The following is a 17,270-nucleotide window of genomic DNA, read 5'->3' on the forward strand; positions in this document are numbered from 1 at the left end:
TCACCGCCACGCAACCGCCCGGCAATCCCGGCCCGGCAGTATCGGCTCATGACGGAATGTGCGCACCACCGCATGCCACCGCCACCGCCACCGCCACAGCCGCACCCCGGCAGCCCACCGGGCCCGCATCCCGCCGGCCTCGCGCGGGCCGCGCCACTGCCCGACAGCGCGGCGCAGCTCTTCGGCCGGATCACCGCCCGGCTCGGTCACCAGCTCAGCCACGTCGCACGGAACGGAGCCCGCAGGAGCATGGAAGACCCCACCCTCGTCGTCGTGGCCCACGGCAGCCGCGACCCGCGCGCCCTGCGCACCGCCACGGCGCTGCTGGACCGGGTACGCGAACTGCGCCCCGGCGTGGACGTACGCCTCGGGCACATCGAGATCGAGGCACCGCTCCTGTCCGACACCCTCGCTTCCCTCGCCACCGGCCGGGCCGTCCTCGTACCGCTGCTGCTCAGCCGCGGCGTCCACATCAAGCGCGACCTGCCGGCGTTCGCCGCCACTGCCGCGCCCCGGCTGCGGGCCCGCGTAGCGGCCCCGCTCGGCCCGCATCCGCTGCTCGTCGAGACGTTGTACGACCGACTCCTCGAAGCCGGCTGGTATACGGACCCCGGCCACCCCGGCGCGCACGACCGCGCAGCCGGTGTCGTCCTGGCCGCCGCAGGGTCCCGCGACCCGCAATCCGCCGTCGACACCCGCCGTACGGCCGACCTGCTCAGCGAGCGGCTCGGCGGCGTCCCGGTCCTGCCCGCGTACGCCTCCGCCGCCTCGCCCACGGTTCCCGAGGCGCTGCGCGCCCTCGCCGCCCGGGGCCGCCACCGGACCGCGATCGCGTCGTACTTCACCGCGCCCGGGCACTTCGCCACCCGCAGCGCCGCCGACGCGCCCTGGATCTCCGCCGCCCCGCTCGGCGCGCACCCCGCGATGGCCCGGCTGCTGCTGCACCGCTACGACGAGGCGCTGGCGACGGCGAACGGCACGACGGCGAACGGCACGACGGCGCACCGTCTCCTCGCCCCCGCGTAGCGAGCGGGCCGGTTACCGTCGGTGCATGGCAGGAACAGGCACAGGCGCAGGCACGGACACGGGCACGGGCACCGAAGCAGGCGTGAGCACCGGAACGGGCACCGGTGCCGGGACGGGTACGGGTACCACCGGAATCACCCCGCCGCACCTCTCGGCCCTGGCAGGCGCGTACGACGACCACGCCACCCAACGCTGGGACGCCGAGCCCGACAAACGCCCCGGCCGCACCGCGTTCCAGCGTGACCGCGCGCGCGTGCTGCACTCCGCCGCCCTGCGCCGGCTCGCCGGAAAGACCCAGGTGGTCACCCCCGGCTCGCGCAGCCAGGAGTGGGACGCCAGCCCCCGCACCCGCCTCACCCATTCCTTGGAGTGCGCCCAGGTGGGCCGCGAGCTGGGCGCCGCCCTCGGCTGCGATCCCGATCTCGTCGAGACCGCGTGTCTCGCCCATGACATGGGCCATCCGCCGTTCGGCCACAACGGCGAGCAGGCGCTCAACGACTTCGCCGCCGACTGCGGCGGCTTCGAGGGCAACGCCCAGTCGCTCAGACTGCTGACCCGGATCGAGCCGAAGCGTTTCGTCCGGTCCCCGGAGAGCGGCGAACTCGTCAGCGTCGGCCTCAACCTCACCCGCGCCGCACTCGACGCCGCCACCAAATACCCGTGGCCGCGTGGGGCGCACCCCACCCAGCCCGGTTCGGCGAAGTTCGGGGTGTACGAGGACGACCTGCCGGTCTTCCGCTGGGCCCGCGCGGGCGCCCCGGCGGACCGGATCTGCTTCGAGGCACAGGTCATGGACTGGTCCGACGACGTGGCCTACTCCGTCCACGACTTCGAGGACGCCCTGCAAGCCGGCCACGTCGACCCCGTCGCGCTCTCCTCCGAGGCGGAGCGGAGCGGCATCTGGGCGGTCGCGATCGGCCGCTACGTACCGGCGGACACCGACCCGGGCGAGCTGGCCGCCGCCCTCGACCGGCTCACGGCACAGGAGTGGTGGCCGCACGGCCACGACGGCTCCGCCCTCGCCCAGTCCCGCCTCAAGGACGCCACCAGCCAGCTCATCGGCCGCTTCTGCGAGGCCGCCGAGGGCGCCACCCGGCAGACGTACGGCCTGGGCCCGCTCACGCGTTACGCCGCCGAACTCGTCGTCCCGCGCGCCGCCCGCCACGAGTGCGCCGTCCTCAAGGCCGTCGCCGACCGCTACGTCATGCAGCGCGCCGAACAGGAGGTGCTCCGCGCCGACCAGCGCGTCGTCCTCGCGGAGCTGGCCCAGGCGCTGACGGACCGCGCCCCGCGCGGCCTCGACCCGCAGTTCCGCGCGCTGTTCGCCGCCGCCGGCGACGACCGGGCGCGTCAACGCGTCATCGTCGACCAGATCGCCTCGCTCACGGACGCGGCGGCCCGTTCCCTCCACGCCGAACTGACCCGTCCCGCCTGAGGCGAATGAGCGACCCGCGCCCCTCATGGCGCACGCCTTCCGACGCGGGCGTGTACGAAAGGCGTGTACGAAGTAACCGGATCACGACACCAACCGGATCACGTCGATCCGGTCGGATCCGGCCGAGAGTCAGGCCCGTGGAGCGCTCCCTCTTTCGCCATCACGCTCCGTGCGGGACGCTCACAGATGGCGGCAGCGCGAAGAGGAGGCATCAAGTGGTCGACGCACATCGGACATTTGTCATCGTCGGCGGAGGGCTGGCCGGAGCGAAGGCCGCGGAAACCCTCCGTAAGGAGGGATTCACCGGCCGGGTGATCCTCATCGGTGACGAGCGCGACCACCCCTATGAACGCCCGCCCCTGTCCAAGGGGTATCTGGCCGGCAAGGAGGAGCGCGACAGCGTCTTCGTCCACGAGCCCGGCTGGTACGCACAGGCACAGGTGGAGCTGCACCTCGGTCAGAGCGTCACCTCCGTGGACCGCGACACCAAGTGCGTGCATCTCGGTGACGGCACCTCCCTGCGGTACGACAAACTGCTCCTGGCGACCGGCGCCGAGCCGCACCGGCTGGACGTCCCCGGTACGGATCTGGCGGGCGTCCACCATCTGCGCCGGCTCGCCCACGCGGACCGGCTGCGCCAGGTCCTGACGGCCCTCGGCCGGGACAACGGCCATCTCGTGATCGCGGGCGCCGGCTGGATCGGCCTGGAGGTCGCCGCGGCGGCTCGCGCCTACGGGGCCGAGGTCACCGTCGTCGAACCCGAGGCGACCCCGCTCCACCGCGTCATCGGCCCCGAGCTGGGCCAGCTCTTCACCGATCTGCACCAGGAGCACGGCGTACGGTTCCACTTCGGCGCCCGGCTCACCGAGATCGTCGGCCAGGACGGCATGGTCCTGGCGGCCCGCACGGACGACGGTGAGGAGCACCTGGCGCACGACGTGCTCGCCGCGATCGGCGCGGCCCCGCGCACCGCCCTCGCCGAGGCCGCCGGGCTCACGCTCGCGGGCCGGTCCACGGGCGGCGGCATCGCGGTGGACGCCTCCCTGCGCACCTCCGACCCCGACATCTTCGCGGCCGGGGACGTGGCCGCCGTCCCGCTGCCGGGATGGGGAGCCCAGCTCCCCGTCGACCGGGTGCGCGTCGAGCACTGGGCGAACGCGCTCAACGGAGGCCCGGCCGCCGCGCGCGCGATGCTCGGCCTGGACGTCCGTTACGACCGTGTGCCGTACTTCTTCTCCGACCAGTACGACCTCGGCCTGGAGTACTCGGGCTGGGCGCCGCCCGGCTCGTACGACCAGGTGGTCGTACGCGGCGACGCGGGAAAGCGGGAGTTCGTCGCCTTCTGGCTGAAGGACCGCAAGGTGCTCGCCGGGATGAACGTCAACGTCTGGGACGTCACCGAGGACATCCAGCGCCTGATCCGCTCGGGCGCCCGCCAGGATCTGGAGGCCCTCGCCGACCCGGGCGTCCCACTCGCCTCCCTGGGCACCTGACGCCCGATACCGGCTGGTACCGTCCGATCTCCGACACCTGACGCCCGATATCGGCCGATACCGTCCGATCTCCGACACCTGGCACCTGGCGTCCGATACCCGACATCCGGCGGGGGAGAGGCCGACGGGTGTCCGGGGCTGTCGGTGGGTCCCCGTAGAATTCACGCGTGGCTGGCAGGATCAACGATGACGACGTGAAGGCGGTTCGGGACGCGGTCCCGATCGACGCCGTCGTGTCCGAGTACCTCCAGCTACGCAACGCGGGCGGCGGCAATCTGAAGGGGCTCTGCCCCTTCCACGACGAGAAGTCCCCCTCCTTCCAGGTCAGTCCGAGCAAGGGTCTCTTCCACTGCTTCGGCTGCCAGGAGGGCGGGGACACCATCGCCTTCGTGATGAAGATCGACCATCTCTCCTTCTCCGAGACGGTCGAGCGGCTCGCCGCCCAGGCGGGCGTCACGCTGCGGTACGAGGAGGGCGGGTACAACCCGTCGAGCCAGCGCGGCGAGCGTACGCGGCTGGTCGAGGCCCACAAGATCGCCGCGCGGTTCTACGCCGAACAGCTCTCCGGGGACGAGGCCGCCGTCGGCCGGACGTTCCTCGCCGAGCGCGGCTTCGATCAGGCGGCCGCCGAACACTTCGGCGTCGGCTACAGCCCCGTCGGCTGGGACCACCTCACCCGCTTCCTGCGCGGCCAGGGCTTCACCGACAAGGAGCTGATGCTCTCCGGGCTCTCCCAGGACGGCCGCCGCGGCCCCATCGACCGCTTCCGGGGCCGGCTGATGTGGCCGATCCGCGACATCTCCGGCGAGGTCGTCGGCTTCGGGGCGCGCAAGCTCCGCGAGGACGACAACGGGCCGAAGTACCTGAACACCCCCGAGACGGCGATCTACAAGAAGTCCCAGGTGCTGTACGGCGTGGACCTGGCCAAGAAGGACATCGCCAAGTCCAGCCGCGCCGTCGTCGTCGAGGGGTACACGGACGTGATGGCCTGCCATCTCGCCGGCGTCACCACCGCCATCGCCACCTGCGGCACGGCCTTCGGCGGCGACCACATCAAGATCCTCCGGCGGCTCCTGATGGACAACGGCAGCGCCCGGGTGATCTTCACCTTCGACGGGGACGCGGCCGGCCAGAAGGCCGCTCTGCGTGCCTTCGAGGACGACCAGAAGTTCGCCGCCGAGACCTACATCGCCATCGCCCCCGACGGCATGGACCCGTGCGACCTGCGGCTCGCCAAGGGCGACGCCGCCGTCCAGGACCTGGCCGAACCGCGCACACCGCTCTTCGAGTTCGCGATCCGCCAGATCGTCTCCCGGTACGACCTGGAGACCCCGGCGGGCCGGGCCGCCGCGCTCGACGAGGCTGCGCCGATCGTGGCCCGTATCAAGAACGGCTCTTCGCAGCACGAGGTCGCCGTCCAGCTCGCCGGCATCCTCGGGATCCTCGACACCCAGTTCGTCGTCAAGCGCGTCGCCCAGGTGGCCCGCTGGGCGCGCGACCGCGGCGGCCGGGGCCCGTCGGCCGGGCCCGAGCAGCGCACGCGGCAGCCGTACGAGACCGAGGGGCGGCAGGCCCCCTCCGGCCCCGCACTCACCCTCCGCAGCCCGGCCCACCGCACCGAGCGCGAACTGCTCAAGCTCGCCCTCCAGCGCCCCGAGCTGGTCTCCCCGGCCTTCGACGCCTACGGGGAGGACGAGTTCACCGCCCCGCCGTACGCCGCCGTGCGCCGCGCGGTGGAGGACGCGGGCGGCGCCGAGTCGGGCCTCCAGTCCGCCTCCGAGTATCTGGCCCGGGTCCGTGAGGCCGCACCGAACGACACGGTGCGAGCCATGGTCACCGAGCTCGCGGTGGAGGTCTTCCGGGGCAGGACCATCGACGAGGTGTACGCGGGGCAGCAGCTCGTCCACGTCAGGCTGCGCGCCGTGGACGGCCGTATCCAGGACGTCACGGGCACGCTGACCCGACTGGGCAGCCAGGGCGACCCGGAGCGGTACGAGGCCGTACAGAAGGAGCTGTGGGTGCTCCAGCAGTACGGTCAGGCGCTGCGCGCCCGCGGCGCGGAAGCCCTCTGACGGCCGCGCCGCGTCCCGCCGCGGGAGGGCCCGGAGCCACCCCGGCCGTACGCCTGTAACGGCCCGGTTACGGACCGGACTCAGAAAGTCGCCGCACGCCCCTCGTGGCAGCGATATCCCGTGCCCCACACTGGGGTCCGGTGCCTGAGTCCTCGGAGCGCGGCCCGTCCATCGCTGTGGACACCTCACCCCCGCGGATCCGCTCATCGTGTACGGGACGGAAGGCGGCCCGGCCGCCCCCGTCCCGCTGCCGTACGCCCCCGAACCGGCAGCGATCACCCTGGAGGTCGCCCCCCGTGCAGACCCAGACCCTGACCGAGACGCCGGCCGAGGCGCCGGACGTGTCCACCGCCGGACGCGTCGGCGCCGTACCGACACAGAGCCGCGCGGCACACCACCCCGAGACCGCCCTCCCCGAGGAGGTCCTCCCGGTGACGGCCGTTCCCGGGACGCCCGTGGCGCCCGGCGAACCCGAGCACCCCGGGTCCCGTGATTCCCTCGGACCCCTCACCGAACATCCCGTGGAGGTGGTGCCCCCCGTGCCCGAGCCCACGGCACGGCGGGGCAGCCGCGCCGACACCGGCGGGCCCTCGTCCGATCTCTTCCGGCAGTACCTGCGGGAGATCGGCCGCATCCCGCTGCTCACCGCCGCCGACGAGGTCGAGCTCGCCCGCCGCGTCGAGGCCGGTCTCTTCGCCGAGGAGAAGCTGAGCGCCGCCAGCGACCTCGACACGGAACTGGACTCGGAACTCGCCCTTGACCTCGACCGGCTCGTCGTCCTCGGCCGAATGGCCAAGCGCCGCCTCATCGAGGCGAACCTGCGCCTCGTCGTCTCCGTCGCCAAACGCTACGTCGGCCGCGGACTGACCATGCTCGACCTCGTCCAGGAGGGAAACCTGGGCCTGATCAGGGCCGTCGAGAAGTTCGACTACGCGCGCGGCTACAAGTTCTCCACGTACGCGACCTGGTGGATCCGCCAGGCGATGTCCCGGGCCCTCGCAGACCAGGCCCGCACGATCCGGGTGCCGGTCCATGTGGTCGAGCTGATCAACCGCGTCGTCCGGGTCCAGCGCCGGATGCTCCAGGAGCGCGGCTACGAGCCGGCCCCCGAGGAGGTGGCCGCCCAGCTCGAACTGACCCCGGACCGCGTCAGGGAGGTGCTGAGACTCGCCCAGGAGCCCGTCTCCCTGCACGCCCCGGTGGGGGAGGAGGACGACGTCGCCCTCGGGGACCTGATCGAGGACGGCGACGCCGCGTCCCCCGTCGAGTCGGCGGCCTTCCTGCTGCTCCGCGAGCACCTGGAAGCCGTGCTCTCCACGCTCGGCGAGCGCGAACGCAAGGTCGTGCAGTTACGTTACGGACTGGACGACGGCCGGCCGCGCACCCTGGAGGAGATCGGCCGGATCTTCGGCGTGACCAGGGAGCGCATCCGCCAGATCGAGTCGAAGACCCTCAGCAAGCTCCGCGACCACGCCTACGCCGACCAGCTCCGCGGCTACCTGGACTGATCTGTACGGTCGGTACGGATCCGTACCGACCGTACAGATCAGCCCCGCGGCGGCCCCGGCGCCGCGGTCGCCGACGTCAGTCGACCTCGACCACCGCCTGGGCGAACTGCGCCTGGTAGAGGCGGGCGTAGGCGCCGTCCGAGGCCAGGAGCTCTTCGTGCGTGCCCTGTTCGACGATGCTGCCCGCTTCCATGACGAGGATGACGTCCGCGTCACGGATGGTGGAGAGGCGGTGCGCGATGACGAAGCTGGTCCGGCCATGGGCCAGCCGTGCCATGGCCTTCTGGATCAGCACCTCGGTACGGGTGTCGACCGAGCTGGTCGCCTCGTCCAGGACCAGGATCACCGGGTCCGACAGGAAGGCGCGGGCTATGGTGATGAGCTGCTTCTCGCCCGCGCTGACGCCCGAACCCTCGTCGTCGATGACGGTGTCGTAGCCGTCCGCGAGGGTCCGTACGAACCGGTCCGCGTGCGCCGCCCGTGCCGCCTCCTCGATCTCCTCCCGTGACACCTCACGCGAGGCCCCGTACGCGATGTTCTCCGCGATCGTCCCGCCGAACAGCCAGGTGTCCTGAAGGACCATGCCTATCCCGGACCGCAGCTCCTCCCGCGACATCCGGGCCACGGACACGCCGTCCAGGAGGATCCGGCCGCCCGTCACCTCGTAGAACCGCATCAGCAGATTCACCAGCGTCGTCTTGCCCGCCCCCGTCGGACCCACGATCGCCACCGTCTGCCCCGGCTCCACGGCCAGCGACAGGTCCTCGATCAGCGGCTTGTCGGCCTCGTACCGGAACGACACGCCCTCCAGCACCACCTGGCCCCGCGCCCCGCGCAGCCGCTCCACCGCCGGGGCGTCCGCCTCCTGCTCCTCCGCGTCCAGCAGCTCGAAGATCCGCTCGGCGGAGGCGACCCCGGACTGCACGAGGTTGGCCATGGAGGCGACCTGGGTCAGGGGCATCGAGAACTGCCGCGAGTACTGGATGAACGCCTGGATGTCACCGATCGACAGCGTGCCGGAGGCGACCCGCAGCCCGCCGACCACCGCGACCAGCACATAGTTGAGGTTGGAGATGAAGAACATCAGCGGCTGCATGATCCCGCTGTTGAACTGCGCCTTGAACCCGGCCTCGTACAGCTTGTCGTTCTGCTCGCGGAACATCTCGGCCGATTCGTCCTGCCGCCCGAAGACCTTCACCAGGGAGTGCCCGGTGTACATCTCCTCCACATGGGCGTTGAGCGAGCCGGTGACCTTCCACTGCTCGACGAAGTGGGGCTGCGACCGCTTGCCGACCTTCGCCGCCACGAACACCGACAGCGGCACCGTCACCAGCGCGACCAGCGCCAGCAGCGGCGAGATCCAGAACATCATCACCAGCACGCCGACGATCGTCAGCAGCGAGTTGACGAGCTGGCCCATCGTCTGCTGAAGGGTCTGCGAGATGTTGTCGACGTCGTTCGTCGCCCGGCTGAGGACCTCACCGCGCGGCTGCTGGTCGAAGTAGGACAGCGGCAGCCGCGACAGCTTCGCCTGGATGTCCTCGCGCATCCGGTACACGGTGTTGTTGATGACGCGGATCGAGAGCCGGCTCGACACCAGCATCAGCAGCCCGGCACCGACGTACACGGCCAGCGCCGTCAGCAGCACGGTGCCGACCGCGCCGAAGTCGATGCCGTGCCCGGGGCGGAAGTCCACCCCGGAGAGCAGATCCGCGAGCCCGTCGTCCCCCTTGGCCCGCAGCCCGTCGAGGGTCTGCTCCTTGGTGACACCCGCCGGGCTCTGCCGGCCGATCACCCCCGCGAAGATCAGGTTGGTGGCCTGCCCGAGGATCTTGGGCCCCCACACGGAGAGCCCGACGCTGAGCACGCCCGCCCCGACCATCCACCACAGCGTGGTCTTCTCCACCGACAGCCGCCGCAGCAGCCGCTTGCCCGACCCCTTGAAATCCATCGACCGCTGCGTCGACGCGGCCATCGTCATGCGTCCGCCAGGACCGCTCATCAGGCAGCCTCCGCCTCGGTCAGTTGGGAGAGCACGATCTCCCGGTATGTCTCATTGCCCGCCATCAGCTCGTGGTGCTTTCCCTCGCCCACGACCCGGCCCTCGTCCAGGACCACGATCCGGTCGGCGTCCCGGATGGTGGAGACCCGCTGGGCGACGATCAGTACGGTCGCCTCGGCGGTCTCCCGCGCCAGCGCGGCCCGCAGCGCCGAATCCGTCGCGTAGTCCAGTGCCGAGAACGAGTCGTCGAAGAGATAGATCTCCGGTCGCTGCACCAGCGTCCGCGCGATGGAGAGGCGCTGCCGCTGCCCGCCGGAGACATTGGTGCCGCCCTGCGCGATCGGCGCGTTCAGCCCGCCCTCCAGCGACGCGACGAACTCCCTGGCCTGCGCCACCTCCAGCGCGTGCCACAGCTCCTCGTCGGTCGCGTCCGGGTTGCCGTACCGCAGGTTCGTCGCGACCGTCCCGGAGAACAGATACGGCTTCTGCGGCACCAGACTCACCGTTTTCGCCAGCAGCGCGGGGTCGAGCCCGCGTACGTCCGAACCGTCCACCAGCACCTCCCCGCCCGTCGTGTCGAACAGCCGGGGGACGAGCCCGAGCAGCGTCGACTTCCCGCTGCCCGTCGACCCGATGACCGCCGTCGTCTCGCCGGGCCGCGCGGTCAGCGAGACCTCCCGCAGGACGGACTCCTCGGCACCCGGGAACCGGAACTCGGCGCTCCGTATCTCCAGGTGTCCGTGCCGGCGCAGCTCCCGCACCGGGTTCTCGGGCGGTACGACGCTCGACCGGGTGTCCAGCACCTCCTCGATGCGCTCGGCGCACACCTCGGCACGCGGCACCATCATGAACATGAAGGTGGCCATCATCACGGCCATCACGATCTGCATCAGATACGCGAGGAACGCGGTCAGCGCCCCGATCTGCATCCCGCCGCTCTCGATCCGGTGCGCGCCGAACCAGACAACGGCGATCGACGACAGGTTCACCACCGTCATCACGGTCGGGAACATCAGCGCCATCAGCCGGCCGGTCGACAGCGCGACATCGGTCAGCTCGGTGTTGGCGCCCTTGAAGCGCCCCTTCTCGTACTCGTCCCGGACGAACGCCCTGATCACCCGGTTACCGGTGATCTGCTCACGCAGCACCCGGTTGACCGTGTCCAGCCGCGTCTGCATCGTACGGAACAGCGGCCGCATCCTCTTGACGATCAGACTCACGGAGATCCCGAGGACCGGCACCACCGCCAGCAGCACCGCCGACAGCGGCACGTCCTGGCCGAGCGCCATGACGATCCCGCCCACACACATGATCGGCGCGGACACCATCAGCGTGAACGACATCAGGACCAGCATCTGCACCTGCTGGACATCGTTGCTGGTACGAGTGATCAGCGAAGGCGCCCCGAAGCGCGCCATCTCACGGGCGGAGAAGCTCTGCACCTGCCCGAAGACGGCGGCCCGCACGTCCCGGCCGAGGGCGGAAGCGGTCCGCGCGCCGTAGTACACGGCGCCGATGTTGCAGATCACCTGGACGACACTGACGGCGATCATGACGCCGCCGAACTGCAGGATGTAGCCGGAATCCCCCTTCACCACACCGTTGTCGATGATGTCGGCGTTGAGGGTCGGCAGGTAAAGGGTGGCGATCGTCTGCAGAAGCTGGAACGCCACCAGCAGGGCTATCGGTTTCTTGTACGGGGCGAGACGGGCTCGCAGAAGTCGTAGCAGCACACGCAGTCTCTCGGGCTCGGCTCGGATTCGGCTGGCCGAACGGCGAAGACCGGTCGGCGAAGATCAGGGGGAGATCCCGACCCTCCATCTTGCGGCACGCCACCCGCCGAACCCCAAGGGTTTAAGTCCAAGGACGGGTCAAGAACGCCCCGGACCGGCACCCCGCCCCCGCGACCCGCTCACCCCGTTCCCCCTGGGAACAGTCTCCCCGCGCGGGCCCGCGCTCAGCCCCCGGGATCCCCCGGACTCGGCCCCGAAGATCCCCGGACTCAGCCCCCGAGAGGCCCCTGCCCGAGCGCCCCGGGCCCGAACGCCCCCGGGTGCACCTGCTCCCGCGTCGCCCGGTACTGATGCCGTACGGCCGCCCCCACCGCCGTGTCGTCACCCGGCTCGAAGACCTGCGCCGCCGCGCCCTGCCAGGCCGGCGGGTGCTGTGGCGAGTGCGTCCCCCGTGCGACCCCGAGCGCCCATGCCGCCTGTCGCGCCGCGCCCAGCGCCGCGTAGTCCGCCGGCTGCGGCACGACGACCTGCGCGCCGAAGATCGACGGCGCCAGGGCCTGTACGGCGGGCAACTCGGCGGCGGCGCCCAGCAGGAACACCCGGCGCACCTCCACCCCGCGCCCGCGCAACACGTCCATCGCGTCGGCGAGCGAGCAGAGCATCCCCTCGAACGCGGCCCGCGCGAGATGCTCCGGCTTCATCGACTCGCGCCGCAGACCGGTCAGCGTGCCCGCCGTGTGCGGGAGCTGCGGGGTCCGCTCGCCCTCCAGATACGGCAGGAACACCAGCCCCGAGGAGCCCGGAGTGGACTTCAGCGCCAGTGCCGACAGCTCACCCAGATCCGCCGTCCCCAGCAGCTCCGCCGTACCGCGCAGCGCTCTGACCGCGTTCAGCGTGTGGACCACCGGCAGGTGCATGCCCGTGGCGTCCGCGAAGGAGGTGATCAGCCCGGACGGATCGGCCGCCGCCTCGTGGTGCACGGCCATCACGGAACCCGAGGCACCCAGCGACACCACCGCGTCCCCGATCCCGACCCCGAGCCCGAAGGCCGCGGCCATCGTCTCGCCGGTCCCCGCGGAGATCAGCAGCCCCTCCGGCGTGGTCCCCGCCGCGTCGGCGGGACCGAGCACCTCCGGCAGCGCCGCCTGGTGCCCGAGCGCCAGCTCCACCAGATCCGGCCGGTACGCCCCCGTACGGGCCGACCAGTAGCCGGTCCCCGAGGCCGCGCCCCGGTCGGTCGTCCGGCGCGCGGGACGGCCGAGCAACTGCCAGACGAGCCAGTCGTGCGGCTGAAGCACCAGCGCGGTCCGGTGCGCCGCCTCCGGCTCGGCCCGCGCCATCCAGCGCAGCTTCGCCACGAGCCGGCTCGACTGCGGTACGGACCCGACAGCCTCGGCCCACGCCTGCCGCCCGCCCAGCGCGTCGACCAGATCGGCGGCGGCGACCTGCGCGCGCTTGTCGTTGCCGATGAGCGCGGCCCGTACGGGGTGTCCGTGCCGGTCCAGCGCCACCATGCCGTCCTGCTGCGCCGCCACACCGATGGCCTGCACGCCCTCCAGCAGCCCGCCCGAGGCCGCCTCACCGAGGGACAGCAGCCACACCTCGGGGTCGACCTCGGTGGCTTTGGGCTCGACCGGATGCTGCGCGTACCCCTGACGCAGTACGGCACCTGTGTCCGCGTCGCAGACGACGACACGCGTGAACCCGGACGAACTGTCCAACCCGGCGACTATTCCCATGACATCCGATTCTGCCCCACGCGCGCCATGAACAGCGCGCGGCCGGGGTGATCAGGTATTGCTGGTACCCCAGTCGTCGAGACCGTTCTGGCTCCGTTCCCGCAGCGAGCGGACGCGCTGGGCGACGGACTCGGGCACCTTGTCCCCGAGTTTCTCCCCGACCACGCCGTTCACGGAGTGATACGCCCGCCCCGCGACCTCACGGCCGGTCCGCGCGGCCGACTCGGCGGCGTTGCGCACCGCAGGATTCTGCGAGACCTGCCGCGCGGACTTCTTGATCTGCTCGTAGCGCTCCCGGCCCGCCCGCGTTCCGAGAACGTATCCGCAAGCGAGTCCGGCGATGAACGTGAGGCGGTACCGCATGGCTGCCCAGCCTTCCTTGATGTCGGCGTCCCGTGCGCCGGCGTCGGACCGTTGGTCTGTGCCCTCCGCCTACCCCGTCCCGGCCAGTGACACCCGAGGTGACCCGGCTCGATACCGATTGGCGGAGCACCCCCCTGCTTGCGCTAATGTATGTGTCGCAGCGAACGTGCGCCGCTCGGGAGGACCCGGGTAGGTGCGTTCGGTGCACACGCAGCAATCCCCTGTAGCTCAATTGGCAGAGCAGCCGGCTGTTAACCGGCAGGTTACTGGTTCGAGTCCAGTCGGGGGAGCGCGATCCCCTGTAGCTCAATTGGCAGAGCATTCGGCTGTTAACCGGAGGGTTGCTGGTTCGAGTCCAGCCGGGGGAGCGGGAAAGACGGAAGGGACCCTTAGGGGTCCTTTTTCGTTATGTCCGCTTTCGCTGGGCCCGCCCCACGGCCACACCCGCAACGGCGTCCACGCGACGCCCCCGTGTCCCTCGTACGGCTGTACCCACACGTTCCTGGAACCGGGCAGGGCGCGGCGAAGTCTTCATGGTCAAGTGATGCCGACCATCCGAAGCAGGAGATCGTATGAGCGGCTATGCTGCGGCAGACGGCGCGCACAAATGTGCGCGACGCGCCGTTAGGGGCGGTAGCTCAGCCGGTTAGAGCAGCGGACTCATAATCCGTCGGCCGTGGGTTCGAGTCCCACTCGCCCCACCACGAAAAACGTTTTGACCTGCGGAAACACCCTTGGAGGGGTGGTTTCGCGTGTGGCGACTGCCTCGCATTGGTGAGGCGAGGCGGCGTGCCGCTGGTTCGTCTCACCACGCCTTGGCTTCTTGACCTGGTGTTTTAGGCGGAATGGGCCCTGGGGCTCACGATGATGATCCCACGGCGAACCCCCGGCTCCTTCGTGTGACACGCCGCACACCCCACCGAATATCCGAGCCGTTGTCGACGCCCCATCGGTCAGGCATATCGGTAGGGATTCCGGGGTCCCTCGACGTGCGAAGCGGGTTACTGTCGGCGTACGGACTCAACTCCCCAGTCGCGTACGGTTGAACGTTCCCAGCTGTGAGGCCACTTCGGTCTCCCGCTCGATGCTTTGAGGCGGTTCTTCCAGCCGGTAGCTGAGGCCGTTGATGGACACGGCCTCGCAGTGGTGCGAGAGGCGGTCAGGGATCGCGGTGGCGGAGCTGGCTAGGGCGTTGAGCTGCGTTGATGTCTGATGACTCCTGTGCACGACCGTGTGCTGCTCGGCCGGTTGCCGGTCCTGAGGAAGGACGGGTCCGGGAGCGGAAGGTGCGGCGGTAGGTGTCCGGTGGCACGCCGAGGGTGCGGTTGAAGTGTCGGCGCAGCGTTGTGGCAGTGCCCATGCCGGTGGCCGCTGCGATGGTGTCGATGCTCTCGTCGGTCTTCTCCAGCAGTTCCTGGGCGTGGCGGATCCGTTGGGTCAGCAGCCATTGCAGGGGGGTGGTGCCGGTCGCCGCGTGGAAGTGGCGGCCCAGGTGGCGTGAGCTCATCCGTGCGTGGCGGGCCAGGTCCTCCACGGTCAGCGGCTGGTCGAGCCGTTCGATGATCCAGGGGAGCAGGGCGGCGAGCGGGTGGTCGTCCTGGGTGGGCACCGGGGCGGTGACGAACTGGGCTTGGCCGCCGGCCCGGTGCGGTGGTACGACGAGGCGGCGGGCGACGGTGTTGGCGATCGACGAGCCGTGGTCGAGGCGGACGAGATGCAGGCACAGGTCGAGCGCGGCAGCCTTGCCCGCGGAGGTGAGCACGCTGCCGTTGTCCACGTAGAGGACGTCCGGGTCGACCTCCACGTTGGGGTAGCGGGAGGCCAGGTCGTCGGTGTGCGCCCAATGGGTGGTGGCTCGCCTGCCGTTCAGTACGCCCGCGGCGGCCAGCACGAACGCGCCCGTGCACAGGGAGACTACGCGGGCGCCCGCGTCGTGGGCCGCGCGTACCGCCTCAACCAGTTCGGCGGGCGGGGCCACGTCGACGTCGGCCCAGCCGGGGACGATCACGGTGTCGGCGCCCTGGAGCCGGTCGAGGCCGTGGTCGGGCTCCAGCAGGAACTGGCCGAACCGCACCGTGTCCGACCCGCAGACCGAGATGTCGTACCAGGGGACGGTGACTCCGTCCGGGGCGGAGCCGAAGACTTCATGGGCCACGGACAGTTCGAAGTGCAGCATCCCGTCGGTGACGGCCAGCGCGACAGTTTTCATGTCCGGAATTGTATGGGAGATGTCGTTCCAGACACTCACGGGTGAGGCTTCAACCGCGCCAGGATCGTCGCAGTTGATCGGTTCAAGCACCGGGGAGAAGTCATGGCAGCGGGGCAGATGGTGACGGTGTACGGCGCGTATGGGCACACCGGCCGGTTCGTGGTGGCACACCTGCGGGAGCGCGGATTGGTCCCGGTCCTGTCCGGGCGCGATGCCCACAAGCTGAAGGTGTTGGCGGATGAGTACCCCGGAGTCGAGGTTCGCCCTGCTTCGGTCGACAACCCGGCGTCGCTCGACCGCGCGCTGGCAGGTGCGGCAGCCGCCGTCAACTGCGCGGGTCCCTTCGCCACGACGGCTGCCCCGGTGATCGAGGCGGCCCTGCGGGCCGGGATCCCGTACGTCGATGTGGCGGCCGAGATCGAGGCCAACGCCGATACGTTCGCGCGGTTCGCGGACCGTGCCCGCGACGCGGGCACGGCGATCGTCCCCGCGATGGCCTTCTACGGTGGTCTCGGCGACCTGCTGGCCACCGCGGCGATGGGCGACTGGACCGAGGCGAACGAGGCGCACATCGCGTACGGGCTGAACAGCTGGGCCCCCACGGAAGGGACGCGCGCCGCAGGCAAGGTCTCCGTCGAGCGGCGAAACGGGCGCCGTGTCCGCTTCACGAAGGGGCGGCTGGAGTACCACAACGATGACCTGCCCACCCTGAAGTGGCCCTTCCCTGACCCGTTGGGACTCCGGGCCGTCATCGGCGAGTTCACCATGGCCGACGTCGTCACCATCCCCAGCCACCTGTCCATCCCCGAAGTACGCACCTACATGACGACCGAAGCGGCCAGGGGCGTGTCGGCCCCGGACACGCCGACTCCCACTGCGGTCGACGAGCACGGGCGGTCCGCACAGACCTTCCTCGTCGACGTCGTCGTGCGCTTGGGCGGCACCGAACGGCGCGCCGTGGCCAGAGGCCAGGACATCTATGCCGTCACCGCACCGCTCGCGGTCGAAGCGGTCGACCGCATCCTCACGGGCCGGACCAGGGCAGTCGGCGTCGCCTCCGCGGGCAAGATGTTCGACGCGCCCGGCTTCCTCCGCGCACTGTCCTCGCACATCTCCTTGGTACTGCACCCTTAGACCGTGTCCTATGTGGCGGGTTGGGGTAGAGCTGGGTCATGGGGAGTGGTCAGTGGGGATGGATCGTTCCTGATGGGTTGTGGGAGATCGCGCGGCCGTTGATTCCGGAGTACCGGGTGCGGTCGCGGCGAGTCTCCCTCGTCGGCAGCCCGCCCACACGGGTGATGCGCTTCAGCCCTGCTTCCAGGACCTCGCCACACCGGTGGGTGGTGACGACCAGCTACGGTGCTCGGCACGCCCTGACGATGGACCGCCACGAACTCTCTCCTCGCGCCAGGATGGGCTCGGCCAAGCTTTGGTGAGATCAGAAACCGCCCTCCTTCGCCCACCTCAGTAATGGCTTTGAACAGGAAGCTCCGCGGGCTTTCGTCAGTTGCTGGACCGCCGAAGAGTACGAAGACGTACTGGCTGAGGCACGGGGCAGTGCGTTGATGGTCGGGGAGAGCTCGGAGCGCTGCGGTTCCACCGCGGTGTGCTGGTGCGTCATGGTGGGGGGTGTGGAGACCGTACGCGCCCGCGGCAGGTGGCCTGCGGGCGCGTTCGGTCTCCACGCCGG

Annotated in this window: 11 protein-coding genes, 3 tRNA genes and 1 pseudogene; 10 read left to right on the forward strand and 5 right to left on the reverse strand. The window is 70.7% G+C overall.

Going from position 1 to position 17,270, the window contains the following annotated elements; translation table 11 throughout:
- The first annotated feature begins 72 nt into the window (after positions 1–72).
- The 5 genes from ACFXPL_RS26585 (at position 73) to ACFXPL_RS26605 (ending at position 7,534) form a co-directional block, all read left to right on the forward strand.
- Positions 73–1,026: a sirohydrochlorin chelatase gene (locus tag ACFXPL_RS26585; RefSeq protein WP_384924227.1), complete on the forward strand. Its 954-nt coding sequence runs from the start codon at positions 73–75 to the stop codon at positions 1,024–1,026.
- A 25-nt stretch (positions 1,027–1,051) separates the two neighbouring features.
- Complete coding sequence (locus ACFXPL_RS26590) at positions 1,052–2,461, forward strand: deoxyguanosinetriphosphate triphosphohydrolase (protein ID WP_384924229.1); 1,410 nt, start codon at positions 1,052–1,054, stop codon at positions 2,459–2,461.
- Between the two features lie 215 nt (positions 2,462–2,676).
- Positions 2,677–3,954, forward strand: a complete 1,278-nt coding sequence (locus tag ACFXPL_RS26595; protein ID WP_384924231.1) for an NAD(P)/FAD-dependent oxidoreductase — start codon at positions 2,677–2,679, stop codon at positions 3,952–3,954.
- Positions 3,955–4,121: 167 nt separating this feature from the next.
- The gene (gene dnaG, locus ACFXPL_RS26600; RefSeq protein WP_384924233.1) at positions 4,122–6,026 is read left to right on the forward strand and encodes a DNA primase; all 1,905 of its coding nucleotides are present in this window, start codon (positions 4,122–4,124) and stop codon (positions 6,024–6,026) included.
- 296 nt (positions 6,027–6,322) lie between these two features.
- The gene (locus ACFXPL_RS26605; protein ID WP_384924235.1) at positions 6,323–7,534 is read left to right on the forward strand and encodes an RNA polymerase sigma factor; all 1,212 of its coding nucleotides are present in this window, start codon (positions 6,323–6,325) and stop codon (positions 7,532–7,534) included.
- A 76-nt stretch (positions 7,535–7,610) separates the two neighbouring features.
- On the opposite strand, the gene ACFXPL_RS26610 is transcribed toward ACFXPL_RS26605, so the two are convergent.
- From ACFXPL_RS26610 to ACFXPL_RS26625, 4 genes are all read right to left on the reverse strand, one after another.
- Positions 7,611–9,536 (reverse strand): ABC transporter ATP-binding protein, encoded by a 1,926-nt coding sequence (locus ACFXPL_RS26610; protein ID WP_384924237.1) that lies wholly within the window; start codon positions 9,534–9,536, stop codon positions 7,611–7,613.
- Positions 9,536–11,269, reverse strand: coding sequence for an ABC transporter ATP-binding protein (locus ACFXPL_RS26615; RefSeq protein ID WP_384924239.1), 1,734 nt, complete (start codon positions 11,267–11,269; stop codon positions 9,536–9,538). The genes ACFXPL_RS26610 and ACFXPL_RS26615 overlap by 1 nt, the downstream gene beginning before the upstream one ends.
- Positions 11,270–11,538: 269 nt before the next feature.
- The gene (locus tag ACFXPL_RS26620; protein ID WP_384924241.1) at positions 11,539–13,008 is read right to left on the reverse strand and encodes an FGGY family carbohydrate kinase; all 1,470 of its coding nucleotides are present in this window, start codon (positions 13,006–13,008) and stop codon (positions 11,539–11,541) included.
- A 51-nt stretch (positions 13,009–13,059) separates the two neighbouring features.
- Positions 13,060–13,371 (reverse strand): YtxH domain-containing protein, encoded by a 312-nt coding sequence (locus tag ACFXPL_RS26625; RefSeq protein WP_384924243.1) that lies wholly within the window; start codon positions 13,369–13,371, stop codon positions 13,060–13,062.
- Between the two features lie 217 nt (positions 13,372–13,588).
- On the opposite strand from ACFXPL_RS26625, the gene ACFXPL_RS26630 reads away from it, so the two are divergent.
- The 3 genes from ACFXPL_RS26630 to ACFXPL_RS26640 all read left to right on the forward strand — a co-directional run bounded on the left by ACFXPL_RS26630 (position 13,589) and on the right by ACFXPL_RS26640 (position 14,075).
- Positions 13,589–13,661: transfer RNA gene (locus tag ACFXPL_RS26630), tRNA-Asn, on the forward strand.
- A gap of 5 nt (positions 13,662–13,666) precedes the next feature.
- Positions 13,667–13,739, forward strand: a tRNA-Asn gene (locus ACFXPL_RS26635).
- 259 nt (positions 13,740–13,998) lie between these two features.
- Positions 13,999–14,075 (forward strand) — tRNA-Ile (locus ACFXPL_RS26640).
- Positions 14,076–14,530: 455 nt separating this feature from the next.
- On the opposite strand, the gene ACFXPL_RS26645 is transcribed toward ACFXPL_RS26640, so the two are convergent.
- Positions 14,531–15,580 (reverse strand): helix-turn-helix domain-containing protein, encoded by a 1,050-nt coding sequence (locus ACFXPL_RS26645; protein WP_384924245.1) that lies wholly within the window; start codon positions 15,578–15,580, stop codon positions 14,531–14,533.
- 102 nt (positions 15,581–15,682) lie between these two features.
- Between ACFXPL_RS26645 and ACFXPL_RS26650 the strand changes: the two genes are divergently transcribed.
- A complete protein-coding gene (locus ACFXPL_RS26650) occupies positions 15,683–16,714 on the forward strand; it encodes a saccharopine dehydrogenase family protein (protein ID WP_384924247.1) in 1,032 nt (343 codons plus the stop codon).
- A 38-nt stretch (positions 16,715–16,752) separates the two neighbouring features.
- Positions 16,753–16,836, forward strand: a pseudogene (locus ACFXPL_RS26655) (IS5/IS1182 family transposase); the annotation flags it as partial.
- Between the last annotated feature and the right edge of the window lie 434 nt (positions 16,837–17,270).

The sequence above is a fragment of the Streptomyces sp. NPDC059092 genome, from assembly GCF_042756365.1.
In the GTDB taxonomy this organism is placed as follows: domain Bacteria; phylum Actinomycetota; class Actinomycetes; order Streptomycetales; family Streptomycetaceae; genus Streptomyces.